Raw genomic sequence first — 20767 nt, 5'->3', positions numbered from 1 at the left:
TTAGTAAGTTATCAAAAAGCTTCTACAGTTTATAAACTTCTTTCAAGCACGAATACCTTCGACTCAATATCTTCATTACTAAGCGATCTCCATGCGGTATATTCGTTTGCCGACAGGAATGGGTTACTTCTCCATATAGGTGGTGATGAGGAATATTTTGATATTGCTTATAGACTAGGTTATGTGCCTGGAACCGACTGGTCCGAGGAGAAGATAGGAACAAATGCCATTGGAAATTGCATTTCTCAGAAGCGATTAACAATTGTTAAAGGGACTGAACATTATTGTCAAGTTTGGCACCCTTATGATTGTGCAGCAGTTCCAATTTTTTTTCCACCTGGGGAGCTAGCAGCTGTATTTGCTATAAGTGGCAGTAGTGGAGAATTGCCATCAATTGGTATACTGGCAAACTTTATAGCTGGTTTTATACAAATGCAATTACAAGAGAATGAACCGAAGGAACAGAAACGTTGCCAAGGAGTTAAGTATAAAAATACAACAACTATAAATTGCTTTGATAATATTATCGGTCAAAATAGCAATTTCAAACGTTCAATTGAACTCGCCCGAAAAGTGGCTATGACTAGTAGTATTTTGCTTGAAGGTGAGACGGGAACTGGTAAGGAAGTGTTTGCTCGGGCTATTCACATGTCTAGTCGACCGGAAACTCCATTCGTTGCGTTAAATTGTGGAGCTTTCTCGAGAGAGTTAGTGGTCAGTGAACTGTTTGGTTATGAAGAAGGGGCTTTCACCGGAGCCAAAAAATCAGGGCATCCTGGTAAATTTGAACAAGCTTACGGCGGTACACTTTTTCTTGATGAGGTTGGGGAATTACCCTCGGACATTCAGGTCATGTTATTACGGGTTTTGCAAAATAGGGAAGTAGTACGCATTGGTGGTCAAAACGTGATTCCCATAGATGTTCGGATTATCGCAGCAACTAATCGAGTATTGTTTGAAGAGGTTAAACAAGGTCGGTTCCGATTGGATTTATTCTATCGATTAAACGTGGTAAATATTACTCTGCCTTCTTTACGAGAGAGAGTAGAAGATATACCTTTGCTGTGGGATAGGTTCTTGGAAACAGCGTGTAGTAACACTGGAAAGGTTGTACCTAGTACGACGGACACCGTTCGGCAAATTCTCTTGAACTATTCTTGGCCAGGTAATATCCGCGAGTTGCAAAATGCAGCTGAGAGAGTATCAGCATTGGCCACTGATAAAGTAACTCTTGATCATTTACCTCAAGAAATACTTAGTGGAATTGGAGAAAACAAACATGAAAATGTCCTCAGAAATCTTGAAAAACAGGCCATCAAAAATGCTTTAATAAAAGCTAATGGGAATAAATCCTTAGTAGCCAAGTTTTTAGGTCTGAGCAGACCAACTATTTACCGCAAGATGAAGGAGTATCAACTGTAACATTGTGATAAAGAGTGTAAAAAATAGTTACACCCTCAATCTTATGCCGTAGGCTGATTTTGGGAAGGTTCAAAATTACTTTGTAAACTATCTTAACGACGCTGAATAAGGCGTCGTTTATTTATTATATCTTTAGGGTTGGTATAAAACTTGCATTATTGTAATAATCAGAATTTTAAAACTAAAGGAGTGATTGTCAATAAGTATCGTGATTGTGGATGAACTATTGTTTTTTGGATTGTAGATTTTATTAGAACGTTTATTCAATGTGAATGAGGTGAAAATTATGGAACAGCCTAAGTTATTCATGCGTTTGAAGCAAGAGGTTATGGAAAGCGGAGACTGTACACGATGTGGGCTTTGTGTCGGACTGTGCCCCTATATTAAGACACTGGATGAACGCATCGCATTTATTCATGACTGCGGGCGTGAGGATGGTAACTGTTACCGCATTTGCCCCCGCACTCCTTCCGATTGGCCTGAATTCGACAGGCAGGTATTCGGACAAGAACGTGAAGACCATAGTTTAGGACATTACATGGAAGTACTCTATGCTCGCTCTTTGGACAAGGATATCGCGCAGGCTAGTCAATACGGCGGGGTAGTCAGTTGCTTAGCTTCTTACTTGGTAGAGAGTGGCGTATCACAAGCGGCTATTTTAACGAAAGCAGACAATTACGGTCCACCTAAACCCTTCATTGCCCGAACCAGGGAAGAAATACTTTCTTGTGCTGGTTCCAATTATAGTGCCAGCCCGACACTAGCGATCCTTAATGATGGGGTGCGCCAAGGGCTGGACAATCTGGTGACAGTGGGACGACCTTGCCAGATTTTAGCGATCAGAAAAATGCAGGGCTTGAGGGAAGTTCCAGAGCATAACCTGAGTGCTAGAAAGGTGAACTTTTGCATTGGACTTTTCTGTTTCTGGTCTTTGGAAACTGAAGTGTACGCTTTTCTTCAAGCGAAAACAGGCGGAAAAACGATCAAAAAAATGGATATCCCATTAAACTATGCGGTTGTAACAACGGAAGAGGGTGAGGTTCAGATTCCTGTCGATGAATTAAGGAGTTTCATCCGTCCTACTTGCCAGCGTTGTTTTGATCCAACGGCGGAATTTGCTGACGTCTCGGTCGGTTCAACCGAAGATGACCCCGAATGGAACACGTTGATCATCAGAAGTCTCAGGGGGCAAGAGGTCGTGAAAAAGGCTCTGGCAGCTGGAATACTGGAAACAAAACCCTATCCATCCGAACGTTTGCCTTTACTGCGCAGTGCGGTACTCAATAAAAAGAGACGAGTCTTAGATGGAGCAGTAAAAGACAAGGGATACGGATATTGGGGCTTAAGCCCTGAATACTCCAAAGGGATTGAGGAAGGAGGCGAAGAGAGATGAGTTTCTTAAGCTTACAGTCTAATGAACCTGGGCGCTCTGTGCTCATGACCGGAAATGAAGCTATAACCAGAGGGGCGATTGAGGCGGGTTTAAGTTATGCTGCTTCTTATCCTGGATCACCCACAGCGGAAATTCTATCGTACTTAGGGCGTTTGGCGGAGGAACATCATCTCTACGCTGAATGGTCCGTCAATGAAAAAGTAGCGCTTGAAGAAGCAGCGGGAGCTTCCTTTGTTGGGCTGCGCTCTCTCTGCATTGTTAAGCACAATGGGTTGAATGTGGCTTTAGATAGTTTGGTGAGTATAGCCATATCGGGGGTTAAAGCGGGTATGGTTCTGGTGGTCGGTGATGACCCCGCAGCACACTCCAGCACGAATGAAGAAGATTCCCGTCTGCTTTCTAAAGTTGTACACATCCCTATTTTGGAGCCGAGTACACCCGAAGAAGCAAAACAAATGACCCTTGCCGCTTACGAATTGTCGGAGAAATTCAGGCTACCTGTAACTTTACGCTGTGTAACTCGCATTTCCCATGCCAGTGGAAATGTAACCCTCGGTGAGATTCAGAACGCAGATAAAGAACCGCTCTTTGCCAAAGAAGACCGTTTTGTTACCCATGCCGCGTTTCATCAAATGCAAGAAGTTAAGCTGGCAAAAATCCGTCAGATCGCCGATACTCTCCCCTTTAATACTTATACTGGACCTCAAGACGCTAAGATAATCATCATCGCTTCTGGTCCTAGCGCCTTGTACGCAGGGGAAGCAGTGAGTGCTCTGGGTCTTGAAAACGAGGTCGGAGTCCTTAAACTAGGGATCACCTGGCCATTGCCAGAAAAGTTCCTTTTAGGGTACTTGAAACAAGTTGAAAAGGTCATATTTGTCGAAGAAATTGAGCCTTTTAATGAAGATAACGTTATGGCCTTGGCAGCTCAGCATCTTGCGGAAGTTTATCCGATTCAGTTTTACGGGCAGAGATCTGGGCATGTGGCAGGCCTCAGGGGGCCAGGAATCGGAGAAATGGATCCTGATATTGTCAAACAATCCCTTGCTAGAATTTTAGGGATAGACAATAAAGCAACTGTCGTTAGGTCAAATGTCGACTTGGAAATGCCGGATGCTCCGAAGAGAGAAATGGCATTTTGTGCAGGTTGCCCACATCGGGCATCTTTCTGGGCTATGAAGTCGGCAGTCGCTCTTGACGGTCGTCATGGGGTGGTTCTTGGGGATATCGGTTGCTACTCACTCGCTTTAATGCGCACTGGTTGGACCTTGCCACAAACAATGCATGCCATGGGCTCGAGCGCAGGAGTAGCCAATGGGCTCGGTAAACTTGGGATGTTCGGATTTAAACAACCCGTCATTGCCATCGTTGGAGACTCAACTTTTTTTCACTCCACAATCCCCGCTTTAGTCAATGCGCGTTATACCAGGTCTAACTTCCTGCTTGTCGTTTTAGACAATGAGACGACGGCCATGACTGGACATCAACCCCATCCTGGTATGAACAAGAATGCCATGGGTGATGTGGTGGAAGGACTTCTCATAGAAGATGTCGTTAAGGGCATCGGAATTCAGGTTGTAATTCAAGATCCTTACGATGTCAAAGGAACAACGGAAGTGGTGTATCAACTCCTTCAAACCGAGGGGGCAAAAGTTTTAGTGCTTCGCCGGGCCTGTGCACTGGTGGCAGCTAAGGCTTCCACTCGGCCGAGGGTCTATGTTAATCAAGAACTGTGTATTGGGGATGACTGCGGCTGCAATCGCTTTTGCAGTGCTACATTCACTTGCCCGGCAACAATCTGGGATCTTCAGAAAGGAAAAGCGATGATTGACGAAGTTGTTTGCAATCGCTGTCAGGTCTGTGTGAGCCTGTGCCCGCAAGGGGCAATCAAGGTTGAAGGAGGGGCTGACTTTGACTGCTAACGTGTTAAACATTATCGTCACAGGGGTAGGTGGACAGGGCAATGTTCTAGCGTCACAAGTTATTGCCACGGCTGCGGTGGACAGCGGTTATTATGTATCGGTCGGCGAGACCTTTGGCGCTTCCCAGCGTGGGGGTTCTGTCACGAGCCACATTAGGGTTTCTCAAGTGAAACCTTATGGCCCCTTGATTTCCAGGGGTGAGGCTGATTTCATTTTGGGGTTTGAGCCTCTGGAAACCCTACGCACCTATACGGACTATGGGAATGCCTTGTCTCAGATTATCATGAACGTTCGTCCCAATTACCCCTTGGGAGTTTTGCTAAACGAAGATAGGTACCCGGACATTTCTGGTTTAACGAATAATCTCATAGCCCAAACTCAAAAGCTGTGGGCTTTGGAAGCGACGGAACTTGCGGTTGGTGTAGGTGTGCCCGTCGGAACGAATATGGTGATGACGGGAGCGTTTGCTGGAGTACAATTCCTTCCTATTCCATTGAAGGTCTATGAAACTGTGCTGAAAGGGCTGTTTGCCGGGGAAATTCTGGATTTGAACTTAGCAGCATTCCGGGCTGGAGTTAAGGCGGTTAGACCAAAGGGAAGAGCTTAGCGTAGAAAAAGTATGGGAGTTGATAGAGATGCCTGGACTAGTTCGGGACTTAGAGGCTCTGCTTGATCCCCGGCTGGTTTTTTCCCAGCCTGAAGATTTATTGGCTTATATGAATGATGCAACCCATAAGCGGTGTATGCCCGCTGCGGTAGTCCAACCCACGACTCCAGCAGAAATCGCCAGTGTTTTGGGCTATGCCAACAAACATCGGATTCCCGTTGTACCACGTGGAGCTGGTACCGGCTTATCCGGTGGAGCAACCCCAGGAACGGGTAGTATTGTCATTGACTTAAAACGTTTGCAGCAGGTCATTGAGGTAGACAAACAAAATCTTACAGCTACCTTAGAATGCGGGGTTGTGACCCAAAAATTTCATACGTTGGTGGAATCCATGGGGTTGTTCTACCCCCCTGACCCTCAGAGTATGCTCGTTTGCACGATGGGCGGGAACGTAGCCACAAGGGCTGGCGGGCCGCGCGGGGTTAAATATGGAACGACTAAGGACTATGTCCTAGGAGTAGAAGCTGTATTGCCGGATGGGGAGATTATCCGTTACGGCGGCAAATCGGTCAAAATGTCTTCAGGCTATGATTTGGCTCGACTCATGACTGGATCTGAGGGTACCTTGGGAATTATCACGAAAGTGACGGTCAAACTATTGACCCTTCCAGCTTTTCGACGGACGATGGTGGCAGTCTTTACTGAATTAGAGGCGGCTGCCGAGGCAGTTGCGGCCATCATTGCTGCCGGGGCCGTGCCTTCAAGTTTGGAGCTGCTTACAAAAAGCTCTATTGAAACGATTGAGGCTTTCATACCTTTGGGGCTACCTAAAGACGCGGAAGCATTCCTGTTGATAGAACTGGATGGCCACGAGGGAAAGGTGAATGAGGAGACCCAGCAAATTATTGCAATTTGTCAAGAGAACGGGGTGCGAGAGACGAAAGTAGCCCAAAACTCCGCTGAAGCGGAACGAATGTGGCTGGCTCGCCGGGTGCTCTTTCCGGCCACAGCTCGCCTTGCCCCCAATGTTTTGATCGAGGATGCAACGGTTGCCCGTTCTCAAGTACCGGCTATGATTAGAGAAATTAAGAGAATTGCCGATCTTAATCAATTGATTATTGGGGTATCCGGTCATGTCGGGGACGGAAATTTGCATCCAGGCATTTTGACGGACAAAAGTAATCCTGAACTTATGCAACGAGCTGAAAAGGCTATGGGTGAAATCGCCAAGGAAGCGTTGCGATTAGGGGGTACTTTATCGGGTGAACATGGCATCGGGTATTTAAAGGCACCTTATCTGGAATGGGAATTCCAAAGCGCCGGAGTTGATCTTATGCGGCGGATTAAAAAGGCATTCGATCCCCATGGGATCATGAATCCTGGGAAGATCTGGGTGGATGGTGGTGAAGCTTATGTATAGGATTGAAGATTACGCCAAAGAGATTAACCGTTGTATCCAGTGTAATTTTTGTCTAGAACACTGCCCGGTCTTCATTGAAGACGGCGTAGAATCTAGTGTTGCCCGGGGTAGACTGAATCTGATCCAGGCTCTTCTTATAGAAACAACCCTCGCTCCAAGTGATCGGGCTGGAGAGCTTCTCAATCGCTGTCTCCTTTGTACTAACTGTACCCAGGGTTGCCCAAGTGGGATTCCAGTCGATGATATTGTCATTACTGCCCGCGCTGAACTGCAAAAGAGGTATGGCTTAGGAAGGGGAAAACGTTTTCTCTTACGGCAAGTGGTCAATCGCAGTGGTACCACTAATCTTGCGACTTGGGCCTTGTCTATGGCCAGACGCTTAAACATGGTCCCTGACGAATTTCCCGAAGTCGCCAGTCGATCGTTTGAACAGCGGATACCTGTCAACGTTAAGCCCGAAGGAGAAGTTCGAGGGAAAGTCGGTTACTTCATCGGGTGTGCTACGAATTATCTCTATCCGGAGATAGGTGATGCCGTGCTTGAGGTCTTGACGGCTAATGGGTATGAGGTCGTCATCCCGGAAAATCAGCATTGCTGTGGAATACCCGCTCTGGCCCACGGAGAACTTGGGGCTGCTCAAGAAGCCGTGCGCTGGAACACCGATCTTTTTGCCAAGTTGGATGTGGATGTGGTGATCACAGATTGTACTTCTTGCGGGTATATGCTGAAAGTGAAATCTGCCAAAACCTTGGCAAAAGATGACCCATATCAAAGCAAAGTGGCAACAGTGGCGGAGAAGGTTGTTGAGATTACTGAGTTCGTTACCCGCGAGGGCTTATGGCGTGATCTCAAATTAGTTCTAGGAAACTCTCAGGACATGGACAGGATGGATAGGGCTGAAGTGGATGATACGGCAGGTACGAATGATACGACTGATATGGTAGATGCAACTGAAAGGGAACTGAAAGTAACTTACCATGTACCCTGCCATCGTGCTTGGAGTCCAAATCTTATTCAGGCGCCGCGCAAACTGATTTCCATGCTACCAGCGGTAAGCATGGTAGAGATGAGTGCCCCTCAAAGATGTTGTGGGGCTGGGGGATCTTTTTTCGTGGACCATGAAGAGCTGGCAAAGAGCATCCGCGGGCGAAAACTGGAAGATATCCATGACACAGAAGCGGATGCAGTCATTACCCAGTGTCCCGCTTGCCGATACTATTTGAGCCAAGGTCTGAAGGGAACGATGCCTGTACTACATCCAGTTGAATTGTTGGCAAAGGCCATCCGCCTATGAACGAAATATCGATTAGCAAGAATAAGGTAACGAGTGATGTACTCGTGTAAGAGCAAAATAGGTTTTCTGGGGATAAAAGCTAATCGCCTTTTTAGCCTGGGGCATAAATCTTAGTTTGGAAATTAGATACTTTTCATCCTCATGACTTAATCCCCTTAGTCGTACGTTGTGCTTTTTTCCAAATAATTCTTCGTGCACCGTTTCTTTATGTAATTTTGGGCAGCGTTCGTAAATAAAATATCGCTGACCTAGGGAGAATTGTATATAGAAGGTGTTATGATCTTGATTGTGTATACCAATAAGCTTCGCGGGCATGGTTTTATTAATTTTGGACCAACCTGCATACATGTCCCTGAAGTCAGTAACTGCTTGCGTAAAACAGCAAGGACAAATAGAGTATTGAGCTATTTGATTGTGATTCACCAAAGGATCGGGGTTAAGGGTAAAGTATTTTTGTTCATAGACTTTAATCTTTATGACAAATGTAGCAGGTTCTAACTGCGATACAATTACTAAGTCTTCAGGCCCTAATTCAACGGTTTCGGTTTCGGTACGTTCAGATAGTTCTTTCAATAGAATTCAGCCTCCTTTAGATTTGCCATATCATTTTATTTAGTTATTCCCTTAAAGCGTATCTTTACCCGAATAAATCAGGTTCCTGTAATATATCAGGGAAAACGCCAATTTATAGTCCGAAAATCGGGCTATTTTTGTTTAGTTTGAGCTGAAACGGGTATATCTAAGGGAATACTGCCTGTAATTATTCCGATTAATTACTCGAAAAAAACAAATTATAGGGCGAAATATAATGGAAATATCTAGTCTAAGCTTAGAGGAAGAAAGAAGTTTATGTTGAATAAATATTAAATAATTTCTTGGATGTTTCAGAACTGAGAATGAACTGCTCATAAGTATACAACCTACTACTCACTTGAGTCGGGCGATATGATGTGTCATTAATAAAATGGTATATCCTTTGGGTGGGAGACAAAGATAAATAGGGATTATGCTATACTAAAAGTCTAAAAAGTGCTGAGGATGCATGTATAAACATAAAGTTATTGAAAATGAAGGTATGAGGGGTACTACAATAAACACAATCATAAATACCCTGCACGAAAAAAAACCAAGGGAAGAAACAACACTCTAAAAGAGTAAGTCAAATATGTCAGTATATTGGAGGAGCGGTAGGCTTATCTGAAATCGAAGTAAGTAGACTTAAAGTTGTATGACGTTCTATGAGTTAACCTGCCGGGGGAAAAAGCAACAGAGGAAGAGCCTAGCCTCAGCTAGCTCTTCCTCTGTTTAAACATATCTTTACTTGTTTTTCTAGATGGTTTAAATTCTATGGTAATAGCTCTTTTACAGGATGCGGGGGAAGTTTTGTTTGCAGTGAAGCACACGATGAACTTCCACCGAATTATCCTCCATTACCAGGATGTAGAACACCAGGTAGGGATCGACAACGATCATGCGATAGCCATGTTCTGCGATCTTCCTGTCCAGTGGCAATGGCCCAATGAGGGGAAATTCCGCAAGCTTGCCTATGGACGCTTTTATCTTTTCATACATTCTGATGGCGGCATCGGGATCTTCTATGCGAATATGTGCAACAATGGCCTTCATGTCATCTTGAGCAATCTGCATGATTTTAATTTTATAGTTTGCCATGCGCCAACGCCTTCAGTTCGCTCATGGCTTCGTCAAAGTCCAGCATAGGCACACCGTTGGCTTTTTGTAATTGTGCTTCCAGCAGCTTTTCGCGGATTTCCAGTGCCCGTTCGCGCTTCTCAAAAGCGTCTATACTCATCACTGTCAAATCCCCTTCGCCGTTGACGGTAACATACACTGGTTCGCCAGTTTCATGGCAGTACTTGGAGATTTTGCTATAATCGTTGCGCAACGCGGTGGACGATTTGATGGTTGGCATACTCTATCCCTCCTTCAGATTGAAGATATCACAATTCTACTCATATTATACCTGAATTATTTTATAAGGTCAATTTCACAGCGTATTATTGTGTTATCTACGTTAATTGTAGAGGCCTGTTTATAATGTATAAGCTTGCCAAGCAGGATTGGATTGTAAAGCACTGGCTAGCAAAGTAAGACGCGCAGAAACGTTTGTCTTATAGTCCGTAAATCGGGCTTATTTTGTTTGCTTGGCTATAGAATAATAAGTTCATCTTATGAAATGTTAGAATTAGCAGATTGTATATTGGCCCATCATGAACGATTGTCCAACGATAGTTATTTTCTATCTTCGATGTCACGTGGGGGTAGGGTTAATATGGTATAATTCTTTTTGTCAAATTAAGTCGTGGAGGAAAAAGGGTTTGAACTCAATAGGAAAACTAATGACACCCTCGCGAGTTTTGGTTTTGGGATTTGCTATGGCCATCCTATTTGGGGCACTGCTGCTTACCTTACCCCAAGCAACACAGGATGGGTTGGGGTTGCCTTTTTTGAATGCGGTTTTTACTGCAACCTCAGCAGTCTGTGTTACAGGGTTAGTGGTCGTCGATACAGCGACAACCTTTACGATTTTTGGACAAGGGATTATTCTTTTGTTGATTCAAGTGGGTGGGTTGGGTTTTATGACCTTTGCCACTTTGTTTGCCTTCATTCTGGGAAAAAAGATTACATTTAAGGAACGTTTGTTGCTGCAAGAGGCCTTGAATCAGGTTTCAGTCGAAGGGATCGTGCGACTCGTTAAGTCTGTCATTCAGATTTCCTTTGCGATTGAAGCGATCGGTGCCCTCATTCTTACCATACGATGGTCTTTTGATTTCAGTTGGAGTAAGGCGCTTTATTTAGGCATATTCCACTCGATTTCAGCATTTAATAACGCTGGTTTTGATCTCTTTGGGGATTTTTCCAGTCTTACAGCTTACGTTGGAGACCCCGTCACTAATATAACCATCATGCTTTTGATTATTTGTGGCGGATTGGGTTTTATTGTTTTAGCAGATCTTCTGGCAAACAAGGGAAAAACGATTAAACTTCATACGAAAATCGTCTTACAGGTTTCCGGAACTCTCATTTTGGTGGGGGCAGCATTGATTTTTATCATTGAATTTGCAAATCCAAAGACCCTAGGGCCACTTCCTATAGGTACAAAGGTCTTGGCAGCCTTTTTTCAATCGGTTTCTCCACGCACAGCCGGATTTAACACCATCAATATTGCGGGCATGTATGATACAACGTTACTCTCGATGATCGTTCTTATGTTTATTGGAGCCTCTTCCGGGTCAACGGGAGGGGGAATTAAGACAACGACGTTTATAGCGATTATATTATCTGTATTGAGTACTTATCGTAATCAGCCTCATGTTGTTTTAAAGGAGCGGACCTTACCTAAGGATGTCATTCAGAAAGCGTGGGCTATCACGACTTCGGCAGCCTTTTTAATTTTCATAGTCATCTCGATCCTTTCCCTGACTGAAAGGGTAGATTTACTTGCTATTCTTTTCGAAGTGACTTCCGCCTTTGGGACAGTGGGCCTTTCGATGGGAATAACCCCAACTCTTTCCTCGGTGGGGAAAATGGCCATTATTTTAACGATGTTTATAGGGCGCGTAGGCCCGTTAACCTTGGCGTTTGTGCTTTCACAGAAAAGAAAAAATATACGAACAGCCCAAATTAAATATCCGGATGAACGAATCATGATTGGTTAAGGGGGACAAATCAGTGCGCAAACAATTTGTGGTTATTGGTTTAGGTCGGTTCGGAACAAGTGTGGCCAAAACCCTCAATATATTAGGGCATGATGTTCTAGCAATGGATAAGAACGAACACGCCGTTCAGGTCATAATGCACGATGTGACTCATGCAGTACAGGCTGATGCACGAGATGAAGAGACACTCCGGGCCTTAGGAGTGCGAAATTTTGATGTAGCGGTTGTAGCAATCGGGGATGATCTCGAGGCAAATATCCTGATTACCCTTATGCTAAAAGAAATGGGAATCCCCTATGTCGTAACTAAGGCCCAATCGGCCCTGCACGGTAAAGTATTGGAGAAAATCGGCGCGGACAAAGTCATATATCCGGAACAAGATATGGGAGTTCGCCTAGCCAATAACTTAATCAGAACGAATGTTATGGATTTCATAGAATTGTCCTTAGACTACAGTATTTTTGAGATCATTGCTTCCGCCCAATTTGTCAATAAAACACTCGGAGAGTTGGATTTGAGGGCGGTCTATAAAATTAATGTAGTGGCGATTAGAAAAAGTGGAAATCAGATTGTTATTGCTCCAGGAGCCAATGCTGTTATTGAAGAGAAGGACGTTCTGGTGGTTGTCTGTAATAAAAAGGCACTTTCGAAATTGCCCGACTAGTTCTAAAGGAAGCAATTCTAATCAATCGCTCCACGCTTGGGATAAATATACATCCAATAAGCCTGTTTCCAATTGTAGAAACAGGCTTATTGGATTTTCTTAACCGTTTTGTAACCATTTTTAAGAAATTTGTAAAAAACAATAGAGTTAAAAGGTGTATTGTAAAAGTATCACGATACAAGTCCCTTAAGAAGTGGAGAGAAGATGTGGGGGAGAAGGATAGAGAACAATGTCTAAAATGAAAATTGGAAGCGCTTTAATATTTACAGCGTGCTTTTTAAGTTTTGGTGTCTTCATTGTGGGGGGATTTCCTTACTGGAGCATGGGGACTCAACCCGTAATTCAACAGGACGATTCACTTGCGCTGAGCAAGGAGCCATTACCTATGTCTGCCGGTTCTACAGCCACGGACGGTAGAGATAATGTTAGAACAGCCAAAAGGCAGGAAACGGAGACGTCTCCAAATGTAGTACAGTCCGATAAAGGGGAGTCTCTAACCGCAGCAACTCCGCCCCAAGCAAGCGGAGACCAGTCCCCACCTGAGGGAACACAAACTCAATTAGATCAAACTCAATTAGATCAAACTCAATCAGAGGGAACTCAGCCCCAGTCCTCTGAATCTCAATCACAACAGGGAGTTCACCTTCTCTAAGCGGGACATCCCAGATGCAAACAACCAAGACCCAGTCAATAACAGGTAGACAAGTCACTGGGACAACGACGGAGGATTTGTTACCTACTCCATCGCTAGGATCTCCGGGAACCCCCATTCATTCCTACTATGATGCTGCTGGAAATCCACCTTCGGCACCGTGTTTGGCCATGCGTCCGCGTCAATTTCAACCGGAAAACGGGAAAATGGCTTTTTTGACCTTTGACGATGGACCATACCCCAGCACAACTCCGAAAATCCTCGCTATTTTGGCGCAGGAAAAGGTGCATGCCACGTTCTTTGATGTCGGACAGCAAGTTGAGCTTAATCCGAATTTGTTGAAGGCAGAATATGAACAGGGTAATGCGATAGGCAACCATACTTATTCACATAATATGGCCGAGGTGTATAAGGGACCAGAGGCATTTCTGTCCGATGTGACGAAAGCGGAGACTGTAATTTATAATGCCATCGGAATTCGTCCGCAAATAATCCGCGCCCCAGGAGGAACCGTAGGGAATTTTAATATTAACTATTTTAATGCTGTAGACGCAGGAGGGTATCTTATGGAGGACTGGAATGTTGACACGGGGGATACCGATGCCAGTTTAGTACCGGAAAATCAGTTAATCCATAATGTTGAGCAGCAAACTCAGGGAAAGACCCGGGTCGTTATCTTGATGCATGATCTTGCCGGTAAAAACACGACAATTCAAGCGTTGCCGGTTATTATTGAAATGCTCAAAAAACAAGGGTTTTCGTTCGGGGTGTTAGGTCCTCATGTTCGGCCGATTGTCTTTCCTGAGGGCTTGCACAATTAAGGTCGCTGAAAAGATTACCCTAAGACGCTCTAGTTGGTTTACAATAAAGGGGCAGGATAAATGCGACCTGTAATGCTCGATAAATGGAGTGGTCCGATGAACGAGAAAAAGGCAAAAATACTGGTAGTTGAAGATGAAGAATCGATACGGCGCTTTATTACTCTCAACCTTAGTGCGGCCGGTTATCAGGTGGGTGAAGCTGAGACCGGAGAGGAAGCCCTCTCTATGCTGAAGACATTTATCCCTGAGCTTGTAGTGCTCGATCTAATGTTGCCTGGTATTAGTGGGCTGGAAGTCTGCCAACAGATCCGTGATATCATGCCGGAAACGTTGGTGATTATGCTGACAGCTAGGGGGCAGGATACCGATAAAATTCTCGGACTGGAACTTGGTGCGGACGATTATATGGTAAAACCGTTTAATCCTTTTGAATTAATAGCCCGAATCAAGGCAGTGCTGCGGCGCAGGGCTGGACTTAAGGAACCAAAACAGATCCTTAGTTGTCGAGAACTATGTTTGGATATTACCTCGAATAATTTTTTTAAAAATGATCTCGAAATTGAGTTGACACCGACTGAATTTGCTTTATTGAAGGTGTTTATGGAAAACCCAGGGAGGGCACTAAAACGAAATGAGATGTTAAATGCTGTCTGGGGGGAAGATTATTTTGGAGATACTAAAACATTGGACGTGCATATTAGACGCTTGCGGGAAAAAATTGAGGATCTTCCCTCGCAGCCCAATTATATTAAAACGGTTTGGGGCTCTGGGTATCGATGGCAGCAGGAGTCTTAAATGAAAGGGATTAGAGCAAGACTGACCGCCAATTTTATGATCGTTATCATCATCACGGTTACGATACTTGAGATGTTGCTTATTTATACGGTACGGCAAAATTACTATGGCAGTTTAGAAGGCAGCCTCACGAATCAGATAAAGATCTCGGCTGATTTGTATGCTAAGTATTTCTCGGATACCTCCCTGCAGGAAAATGTCCTTTATAACGTTGACGCTTTCTGGAATCAAAGCAACGCCGAAGTGGAAATTGTGGACAAGGATGGCAAGGTTGTGATGGACTCACAGGGTACGATCCCATTAGAAAATGTAGCCATTAACGATATTAAAGATGCCTTAAACGGAAAGACCGGGAGATGGATTGGAACCTTAAATGGACAAAAGGTTATGGCTGTTGCTTACCCTTTAAAAGCCAATGATCAAATAGTGGGAGCCTTACGCTTTATAACGTCCTTGAGCGCTGTTGATCAGGATATTCAAAATACGGCGTATATCTTTGTCTCGATTGGCTTAGTGGTCGTTCTTATTGTTGGGTTAATCAGTGTCTTTTTAGCCAATTCAATTATAGTACCTTTAAAAGAAGTTACTGAAGCAGCTCAAGAAATGGCAGCGGGGAATTTCCAAGCGCGAAGTGAGAAAACCCATGAAGACGAGATCGGCAAGCTCTCAGACACGTTGAACTATATGGCTGATGAAATCGTAAAAAAGGAACAGTTAAAGAATGAGTTTATTTCGTCGGTGTCGCATGAGTTGCGCACTCCGCTCACCTCGATCTTGGGTTGGGCTATTACCTTACAGAACGAAAAATTCCAACAGAAAGAGATGCTTAATGACGGCCTAAACATTATTGCCAAAGAGAGTGAACGGTTAACTCATATGGTTGAAGAATTACTGGATTTTTCCAAGTTTATCTCTGGCCGAATCAAACTACAAAACGAAGAAATCAACTTAGCTAATCTTATGGAACATTTCCACAAACAATTAGCTCCACGGGCAGTGCGGGAGAATGTCAATTTTATTGTCGGATACCCGGAAAATCTGCCCTATCTTATCACAGATACCAATCGGCTTAAGCAGTTGTTCATCAATATTTTGGACAATGCTTTCAATTTTACGTCTGCGGGTGGGCGGATTGTTTTTAACGTTGAGATTCAAAACGAGGGGTTTATATTTGCGATTTCAGATAACGGATGTGGTATAAGAGCTGAGGAGCTGCCGATGGTCAAAGAAAAATTTTATAAAGGGAAAAGCTCACACTCAAAAAATGGGATCGGGCTGTCAATTTGCGAGGAAATTGTTAACCTAATGGGCGGTAAGTTGGAGATTAGTAGCGTGCTTAATCAAGGGACCAACGTAGTGATTACCCTACCCAAAGGGGAGAGCTTCGATGGTTAGAGTATGTAAACTTCTGCTGGTCGTACTTTCTATCCTCTTGCTTGGCGGCTGTAGCAATCTTTCGTGGACGACAGCGGGTAAGATTATTCCCCCAGTTAATAACGTCTCCCCACTGGAAGGAAAATGGACGGTGCTTCAGGATTTACATACCAACGGACATTCCAGAGGGGGGAATCAGCAATGGGTTGGTGATATTGCACAATTCAACCCGGGAGTTGCCATGCTCGGTGGCTATGTATGGAACAATCCCACGTATAAAATAAAAAAAGTAAATTCGACGGATTATTTAATGACCAAATATCTTACGCTTACAAGCACCTTAGTGCCTAATAATCAAGTAGTGGATGTCACAACTGTATCTACTGCTGAGAATTTCTTGGGCGAATTCATGAAAATTGATGATACAAAGATCATAGCCTTTGTCCAAAATAATGTGTTACTTCTACAAAAAGTCTCAGATCAAGTGGATCGTTCCTTAGCCGCGGCGAACCCCAATGTTTTTGACATAAACAATCAGAGCAAGGCAGGAACGTCCGGTGTCTTGTTGGGACTGAAAGTACCGCAAAACAATGACTTCACGTATCAGACGCTCTGGTTGGCGGCGGACAACAAGAACCTTCATCAGGTTTTAAAGGGTAATAATATCTTTTTTCCGCGCAGTAGTGGCTTTTGGGAGCTTCGGGTGCGCAATGTACTTAATGGAGCGGAAAAGGAAGATGAGCTATCGGCTCACGATGTTTCTACTAAGGTTTTGGAAATGCAATCAAGGAGTATGGAAATTATCCATCAGAACGTTCAAAAGGGAATTCATAAAAGGATTATCGATTATGTCGGTAATGATTATGTTGCCATAGAAAACGATATCGGAGGTATCAATCAATTGCAAGTCTTACCTGTGGATAAAATCTCGGCGCAAGTAGGAATCAAGGTGTCAGACTTGCTAGGGAACAGTGGATTAACCGCTTATAACAATGCCAGGGCCCAAGCGCGTCGGATTTTAAGTAATGAAGGGATTACGCCGCTCGATGAAGACGAATTTGAGGAGGATTTCGGGCTCACCCGTAAAAACGGACATTGGTACCTCCAGGGAAGAATTAACTATCAAAACGAAGGTACTCCCCACTATATGGACTATAACGTCAATCTAATTCCACCAGCCAAATTGATTTTCTACGATACGTTGTGTCTCAGCTGGCAGAATATTAAAGAGCGAGTCCCGGATGCATTGGATGCTTTTACCTCGCCTAATCATGATATTGCTCTTGTTATAACGAAAAAAAAACTGTATGTCTACGGAATTAGTGCTGAGCAATTGGATAGCGAACCTTTGGCTAAACTTGAGATGAAGGAAGGAGAGGCTGTCATTATGGCCGAGTGGGCTACGGGGTCTTACGTCGACAATTGGGAGAAAGCGTTTCTCGCTAATGGTGCCAAAGTCATGATCAGTGATACTACGAGATGATATTTTTTGGCAGAATTATAGATGTAAGGTATGATTCAAACACGAGCTGCAAAGTCGAGGAGGGTATTCATTCATGAGCTTTGACTTTTTTGTAACGGCCTCGTTCTTTTCGGTATTAGGGTACGGGCTTTGTTATATTACGGTGGCCCTTAAAAAGGAAACCATCAACAAAGAATAAAGGAAAGAGCAAACTATGCGCAGGAATGTCGTAGATTGTAGTCGAATAAGGATCATAATGAACGAGGAGGTAATGTAAAATGTTTGTGCTCATCTTATCCCTTATTTGTTCCTTACTAATTGCAATCTTTGCTATACAAAATGCTAGTTTAGTTACGATTCAATTTTTTTTGGTTACTAAAGAAGTTCCTTTAGTCTTAGTAATCTTAGGTTCTACATTTGCGGGAGCTTTAATAATGCTACTCTTAGCGATATGGCGAGAACTACGGCTAAAACTCAGGTTTAAGCAACACCAGAAGGATGAAAGTTTGAATAACGATCTTTCTGACCAATCAGCGAATTCAACCTTAAAGCAATCTGATGATTCTGATTAACAAATATGGAGGAAATGAGTGGCAAGTATGGCCGTCTACGCCAATTTTCCCTGACCTACAAGGACATACGTGAATTCTGTTCCAGTAAAACATTAAAAGAAGCCTCACACCGCATTATTGTGATATGAGGCTTCTTTTGCTGTTTAGCGGACTGTTATTTGACGATGAGGACGGGGCAAGGCGCATGTGTGATCACCGATTGGCTGACACTTCCTAATAATAAGCCTGCTAACAGGCCGAAGCCTCTGCTGCCCATCACAATAAGATTTGCTCTTTCTTCTACTGCAACCGTAACAATCAACGGGGCAGGATAGCCTGTTGCAATCCTTTTGCTGATAGAATCCGGTTGGATGCCCATGTCTGCCAACATGGTATTCAGGATGTCTTCGCAGTCAAGTTTTTCGAAGGGGATATACTGGCTTTCAGGACCTAAAGCACTATGGTAAAGCAGGATGATTTGGTTGACATAAAGCACGGTGAGTTTGGCACCCGTGTTCCGGGCTAACTCTAAAGCATGGGTTAAGGCCCGTCTGGAAAGGGAAGAAGAGTCGACAGGAACTACAATTTTATTATACATAATTCAATACCTATTTAGCCCAAAGATTCATGTCCTCAAAGGAACCGGCAATATGGCAATTGTTAATCAAGCGGCCTTGATAGCTGTACCCAAGTTTGTGGAATACTCTGTTCATTCCGTAGGACTGGGCGCGTGCCAGAGTATAAAGGTTGAATGAGCCACGCTTTTGAACTTCATGCTCTAAAAGACACAGTAAACGTTCAGATAGTGAATGTCCTCGGTATTCTTCTATTGTTGCACAATCCGTCATTTCGCAACGGTTAAGAATTGGTTCAGGGTAAGCAGCCGCAACTCCAATCAGCGTTTCTTGTGAAAATGCTCCGGCAAAGATATTCCCATGCTCTATTAATGAACGGATATATTGAGGGTTTTCCACAGGGGAGGGATAACTTGTGAAAACTTGGGTTAGTAAGTGTGATATTTGCAGAGCGAAGGATTCGTTTAAGAGTTTTAACTCCATTCCGAGAGGTAAGCTCTGGGACTGATGGATAGGTTCCGTTCTAACAGTATGGATAATATTATTCTCTAATTCCATCTTATTGGAATGACCTATCGCTCCACTAACATAATAGGCAAGGCTTACAGCAAATTCCTCGTAGTCGCCACGGAAAAGGTTGCCTTCTGTACGAAAGCCGCATCGTAAAAATCCAGGGACATCTGCCGGCAATGCCCAAAGCCATATTTTCTCCAGTTTCTTTTTTAGTGCTAGATAGATGAGATGTCGGCCGAACAACGAAGGCTTGGTTCCTTGTGCGTAACCGTTGACAACCAGCCGTTTATTCCTTTCATCCACCGTAATAGGGCTTGAGAAGCTTTCAGGGCTCGTCATGTTAAGCATTTAATTCACCTCCACAACCGCCAGAAACTTTCTTTCTTCTCTCCTGCCGCATGTTTTCTTGAGGTGTCAGACTAATCCGCTCACCTTTCAGCAATTTAGCAAGACCAAACTGGCGGGTTTTCGAGCCGGGACAGGTCTTTGAGCACGCCTTACAGCTGCTTGTTGTATTTTCTGGTTCCTGATATACGCTGATGACTCCTTCATAATTACGCAGGATGACTTTGTCATTTGATTGGGAAATCAAATAATTGGGCTGCAGGGGGATTTTACCGCCACCACCTGGGGCATCGACAACAAAGGTGGGAACAGCGAAACCAGAAGTGTGTCCCCTAAGCATTTCGATAATTTCCAAACCTGTACCGACCGATGTCCGGAAATGTTCAATGCCGCTGGATAAGTCGCATTGGTACAAGTAATAGGGTCTTACGCGGCATTTTACGAGTTCATGGACTAGTTTTTTCATAATGAAAGGACAATCATTGATTCCTTTAAGTAAAACGGATTGGTTCCCAAGCGGAATGCCAGCATTGGCCAGTCTGTTCAGGGCGTTACGGGCTTTAACGGTAAGCTCTTGAGGATGATTGAAGTGTGTGTTGATCCAGATCGGGTGGTATTTTTGCAAAACCTGGATGAGGTGGTCCGTAATGCGCATAGGAAGAACTACCGGGGTTCTTGTCCCGATCCGGATAATCTCAACGTGGGGAATTGAACGTAGATTGGACAAGATAAACTCCAAACGTTCATCAGAAAGTGTCAATGGATCTCCTCCGGATATCAATACATCACGTATCTGTGGGTTGGAGCGGATATACTCCAGGGCGAGCTTGAATCGATTCAGAGGCAAAGCTTGGTCGGTTTGTCCAGCCATTCTTCTTCTGGTGCAATGTCTGCAGTACATTGAGCATTGATCCGTTACCAGGAGCAGAACACGGTCAGGATAGCGGTGTGTCAGTCCAGGTACTGGTGAATCGACTTCTTCATGCAGCGGATCTTCTAAATCACATGAGGATTTGCTCAATTCGTGGATTGAAGGAATTGCTTGTTTTCTAATAGGGCACTCAGGATCCTGGGGATTCATCAGGGAAAAGTAGTAAGGAGTGATTGCCATGCGGAAATTTTCCAGGCAGCGCTCAATTTGGTTAGCTTCCTCGGGGGAAAGAGACATAGATCCGAGTAATTCCCCGTGGGATGTAATCCGGTTCGACATTTGCCAATGCCAATCATTCCATTGCTCGTCACTTATTAAAGGCCATAACTTTTGTCGTTGTTCGTTCATT

Annotated in this window: 20 protein-coding genes and 1 pseudogene; 15 read left to right on the top strand and 6 right to left on the bottom strand. The window is 44.1% G+C overall.

Annotation, left to right across the window (positions count from 1 at the left end; all coding sequences use genetic code 11):
* From DSOL_RS22970 to DSOL_RS22945, 6 genes are all read left to right on the top strand, one after another.
* Window positions 1-1422: sigma-54 interaction domain-containing protein (locus DSOL_RS22970; protein ID WP_075367084.1), on the top strand; the 1422-nt coding region annotated here is incomplete at its 5' end.
* 286 nt (window positions 1423-1708) lie between these two features.
* Window positions 1709-2815, top strand: a complete 1107-nt coding sequence (locus DSOL_RS22965) for a Coenzyme F420 hydrogenase/dehydrogenase, beta subunit C-terminal domain (protein WP_075367083.1) — start codon at window positions 1709-1711, stop codon at window positions 2813-2815.
* Window positions 2812-4737, top strand: a complete 1926-nt coding sequence (locus tag DSOL_RS22960) for a thiamine pyrophosphate-dependent enzyme (RefSeq protein ID WP_075367082.1) — start codon at window positions 2812-2814, stop codon at window positions 4735-4737. The genes DSOL_RS22965 and DSOL_RS22960 overlap by 4 nt, the downstream gene beginning before the upstream one ends.
* Window positions 4727-5344, top strand: coding sequence for an indolepyruvate oxidoreductase subunit beta (locus DSOL_RS22955; RefSeq protein ID WP_075367081.1), 618 nt, complete (start codon window positions 4727-4729; stop codon window positions 5342-5344). The genes DSOL_RS22960 and DSOL_RS22955 overlap by 11 nt, the downstream gene beginning before the upstream one ends.
* Window positions 5345-5372: 28 nt before the next feature.
* Entirely contained in the window at window positions 5373-6764 is a 1392-nt protein-coding gene (locus DSOL_RS22950; protein ID WP_075367080.1) for an FAD-binding oxidoreductase, read from the top strand.
* Window positions 6757-8058 carry a (Fe-S)-binding protein gene (locus tag DSOL_RS22945; protein WP_075367079.1) on the top strand — a complete coding sequence of 434 codons (1302 nt, stop codon included), beginning with the start codon at window positions 6757-6759 and terminating at the stop codon, window positions 8056-8058. Before DSOL_RS22950 ends, DSOL_RS22945 begins: the two co-directional genes overlap by 8 nt.
* A gap of 12 nt (window positions 8059-8070) precedes the next feature.
* On the opposite strand, the gene DSOL_RS22940 is transcribed toward DSOL_RS22945, so the two are convergent.
* The gene (locus tag DSOL_RS22940) at window positions 8071-8631 is read right to left on the bottom strand and encodes a hypothetical protein (RefSeq protein ID WP_075367078.1); all 561 of its coding nucleotides are present in this window, start codon (window positions 8629-8631) and stop codon (window positions 8071-8073) included.
* Window positions 8632-9027: 396 nt separating this feature from the next.
* Here DSOL_RS22940 and DSOL_RS29240 point away from each other — a divergent pair.
* Window positions 9028-9287: pseudogene (locus DSOL_RS29240) on the top strand (PocR ligand-binding domain-containing protein); the annotation flags it as partial.
* Window positions 9288-9420: 133 nt separating this feature from the next.
* Here the strand turns inward: DSOL_RS29240 and DSOL_RS22930 are convergent.
* Window positions 9421-9729 carry a type II toxin-antitoxin system RelE/ParE family toxin gene (locus tag DSOL_RS22930; protein ID WP_075367077.1) on the bottom strand — a complete coding sequence of 103 codons (309 nt, stop codon included), beginning with the start codon at window positions 9727-9729 and terminating at the stop codon, window positions 9421-9423.
* Entirely contained in the window at window positions 9716-9988 is a 273-nt protein-coding gene (locus DSOL_RS22925; protein WP_075367076.1) for a type II toxin-antitoxin system Phd/YefM family antitoxin, read from the bottom strand. Before DSOL_RS22925 ends, DSOL_RS22930 begins: the two co-directional genes overlap by 14 nt.
* 406 nt (window positions 9989-10394) lie before the next feature.
* Between DSOL_RS22925 and DSOL_RS22920 the strand changes: the two genes are divergently transcribed.
* From DSOL_RS22920 to DSOL_RS22885, 8 genes are all read left to right on the top strand, one after another.
* Window positions 10395-11735 (top strand): TrkH family potassium uptake protein, encoded by a 1341-nt coding sequence (locus DSOL_RS22920; RefSeq protein ID WP_235838967.1) that lies wholly within the window; start codon window positions 10395-10397, stop codon window positions 11733-11735.
* A 13-nt stretch (window positions 11736-11748) separates the two neighbouring features.
* Entirely contained in the window at window positions 11749-12399 is a 651-nt protein-coding gene (locus DSOL_RS22915; protein WP_075367075.1) for a potassium channel family protein, read from the top strand.
* 229 nt (window positions 12400-12628) lie between these two features.
* Entirely contained in the window at window positions 12629-13051 is a 423-nt protein-coding gene (locus DSOL_RS22910) for a hypothetical protein (protein ID WP_075367074.1), read from the top strand.
* Between the two features lie 14 nt (window positions 13052-13065).
* Window positions 13066-13872, top strand: coding sequence for a polysaccharide deacetylase family protein (locus tag DSOL_RS22905; RefSeq protein ID WP_083642950.1), 807 nt, complete (start codon window positions 13066-13068; stop codon window positions 13870-13872).
* A 96-nt stretch (window positions 13873-13968) separates the two neighbouring features.
* Window positions 13969-14667 (top strand): response regulator transcription factor, encoded by a 699-nt coding sequence (locus DSOL_RS22900; RefSeq protein ID WP_075367085.1) that lies wholly within the window; start codon window positions 13969-13971, stop codon window positions 14665-14667.
* Complete coding sequence (locus DSOL_RS22895; RefSeq protein ID WP_075367073.1) at window positions 14668-16062, top strand: sensor histidine kinase; 1395 nt, start codon at window positions 14668-14670, stop codon at window positions 16060-16062.
* Window positions 16055-17524: a hypothetical protein gene (locus DSOL_RS22890; RefSeq protein WP_075367072.1), complete on the top strand. Its 1470-nt coding sequence runs from the start codon at window positions 16055-16057 to the stop codon at window positions 17522-17524. The genes DSOL_RS22895 and DSOL_RS22890 overlap by 8 nt, the downstream gene beginning before the upstream one ends.
* Before the next feature lie 257 nt (window positions 17525-17781).
* On the top strand, window positions 17782-18075 hold the full coding sequence (locus DSOL_RS22885; RefSeq protein WP_075367071.1) for a LapA family protein: 294 nt from the start codon (window positions 17782-17784) through the stop codon (window positions 18073-18075).
* Window positions 18076-18229: 154 nt separating this feature from the next.
* Here DSOL_RS22885 and DSOL_RS22880 read toward each other — a convergent pair whose 3' ends face one another.
* From DSOL_RS22880 to kamA, 3 genes are read right to left on the bottom strand one after another with little or no spacing between them, the layout of a single operon-like run.
* Window positions 18230-18652, bottom strand: a complete 423-nt coding sequence (locus DSOL_RS22880) for a universal stress protein (RefSeq protein ID WP_075367070.1) — start codon at window positions 18650-18652, stop codon at window positions 18230-18232.
* Between the two features lie 10 nt (window positions 18653-18662).
* Window positions 18663-19490, bottom strand: coding sequence for a putative beta-lysine N-acetyltransferase (gene ablB, locus DSOL_RS22875; protein WP_075367069.1), 828 nt, complete (start codon window positions 19488-19490; stop codon window positions 18663-18665).
* Complete coding sequence (kamA, locus tag DSOL_RS22870) at window positions 19483-20766, bottom strand: lysine 2,3-aminomutase (RefSeq protein ID WP_075367068.1); 1284 nt, start codon at window positions 20764-20766, stop codon at window positions 19483-19485. The genes ablB and kamA overlap by 8 nt, the downstream gene beginning before the upstream one ends.
* Between the last annotated feature and the right edge of the window lies 1 nt (window position 20767).

This window comes from Desulfosporosinus metallidurans, from assembly GCF_001936615.1.
Classification (GTDB): Bacteria; Bacillota; Desulfitobacteriia; order Desulfitobacteriales; family Desulfitobacteriaceae; genus Desulfosporosinus; species Desulfosporosinus metallidurans.
This window is presented reverse-complemented; position numbering and strand designations above follow the sequence as displayed.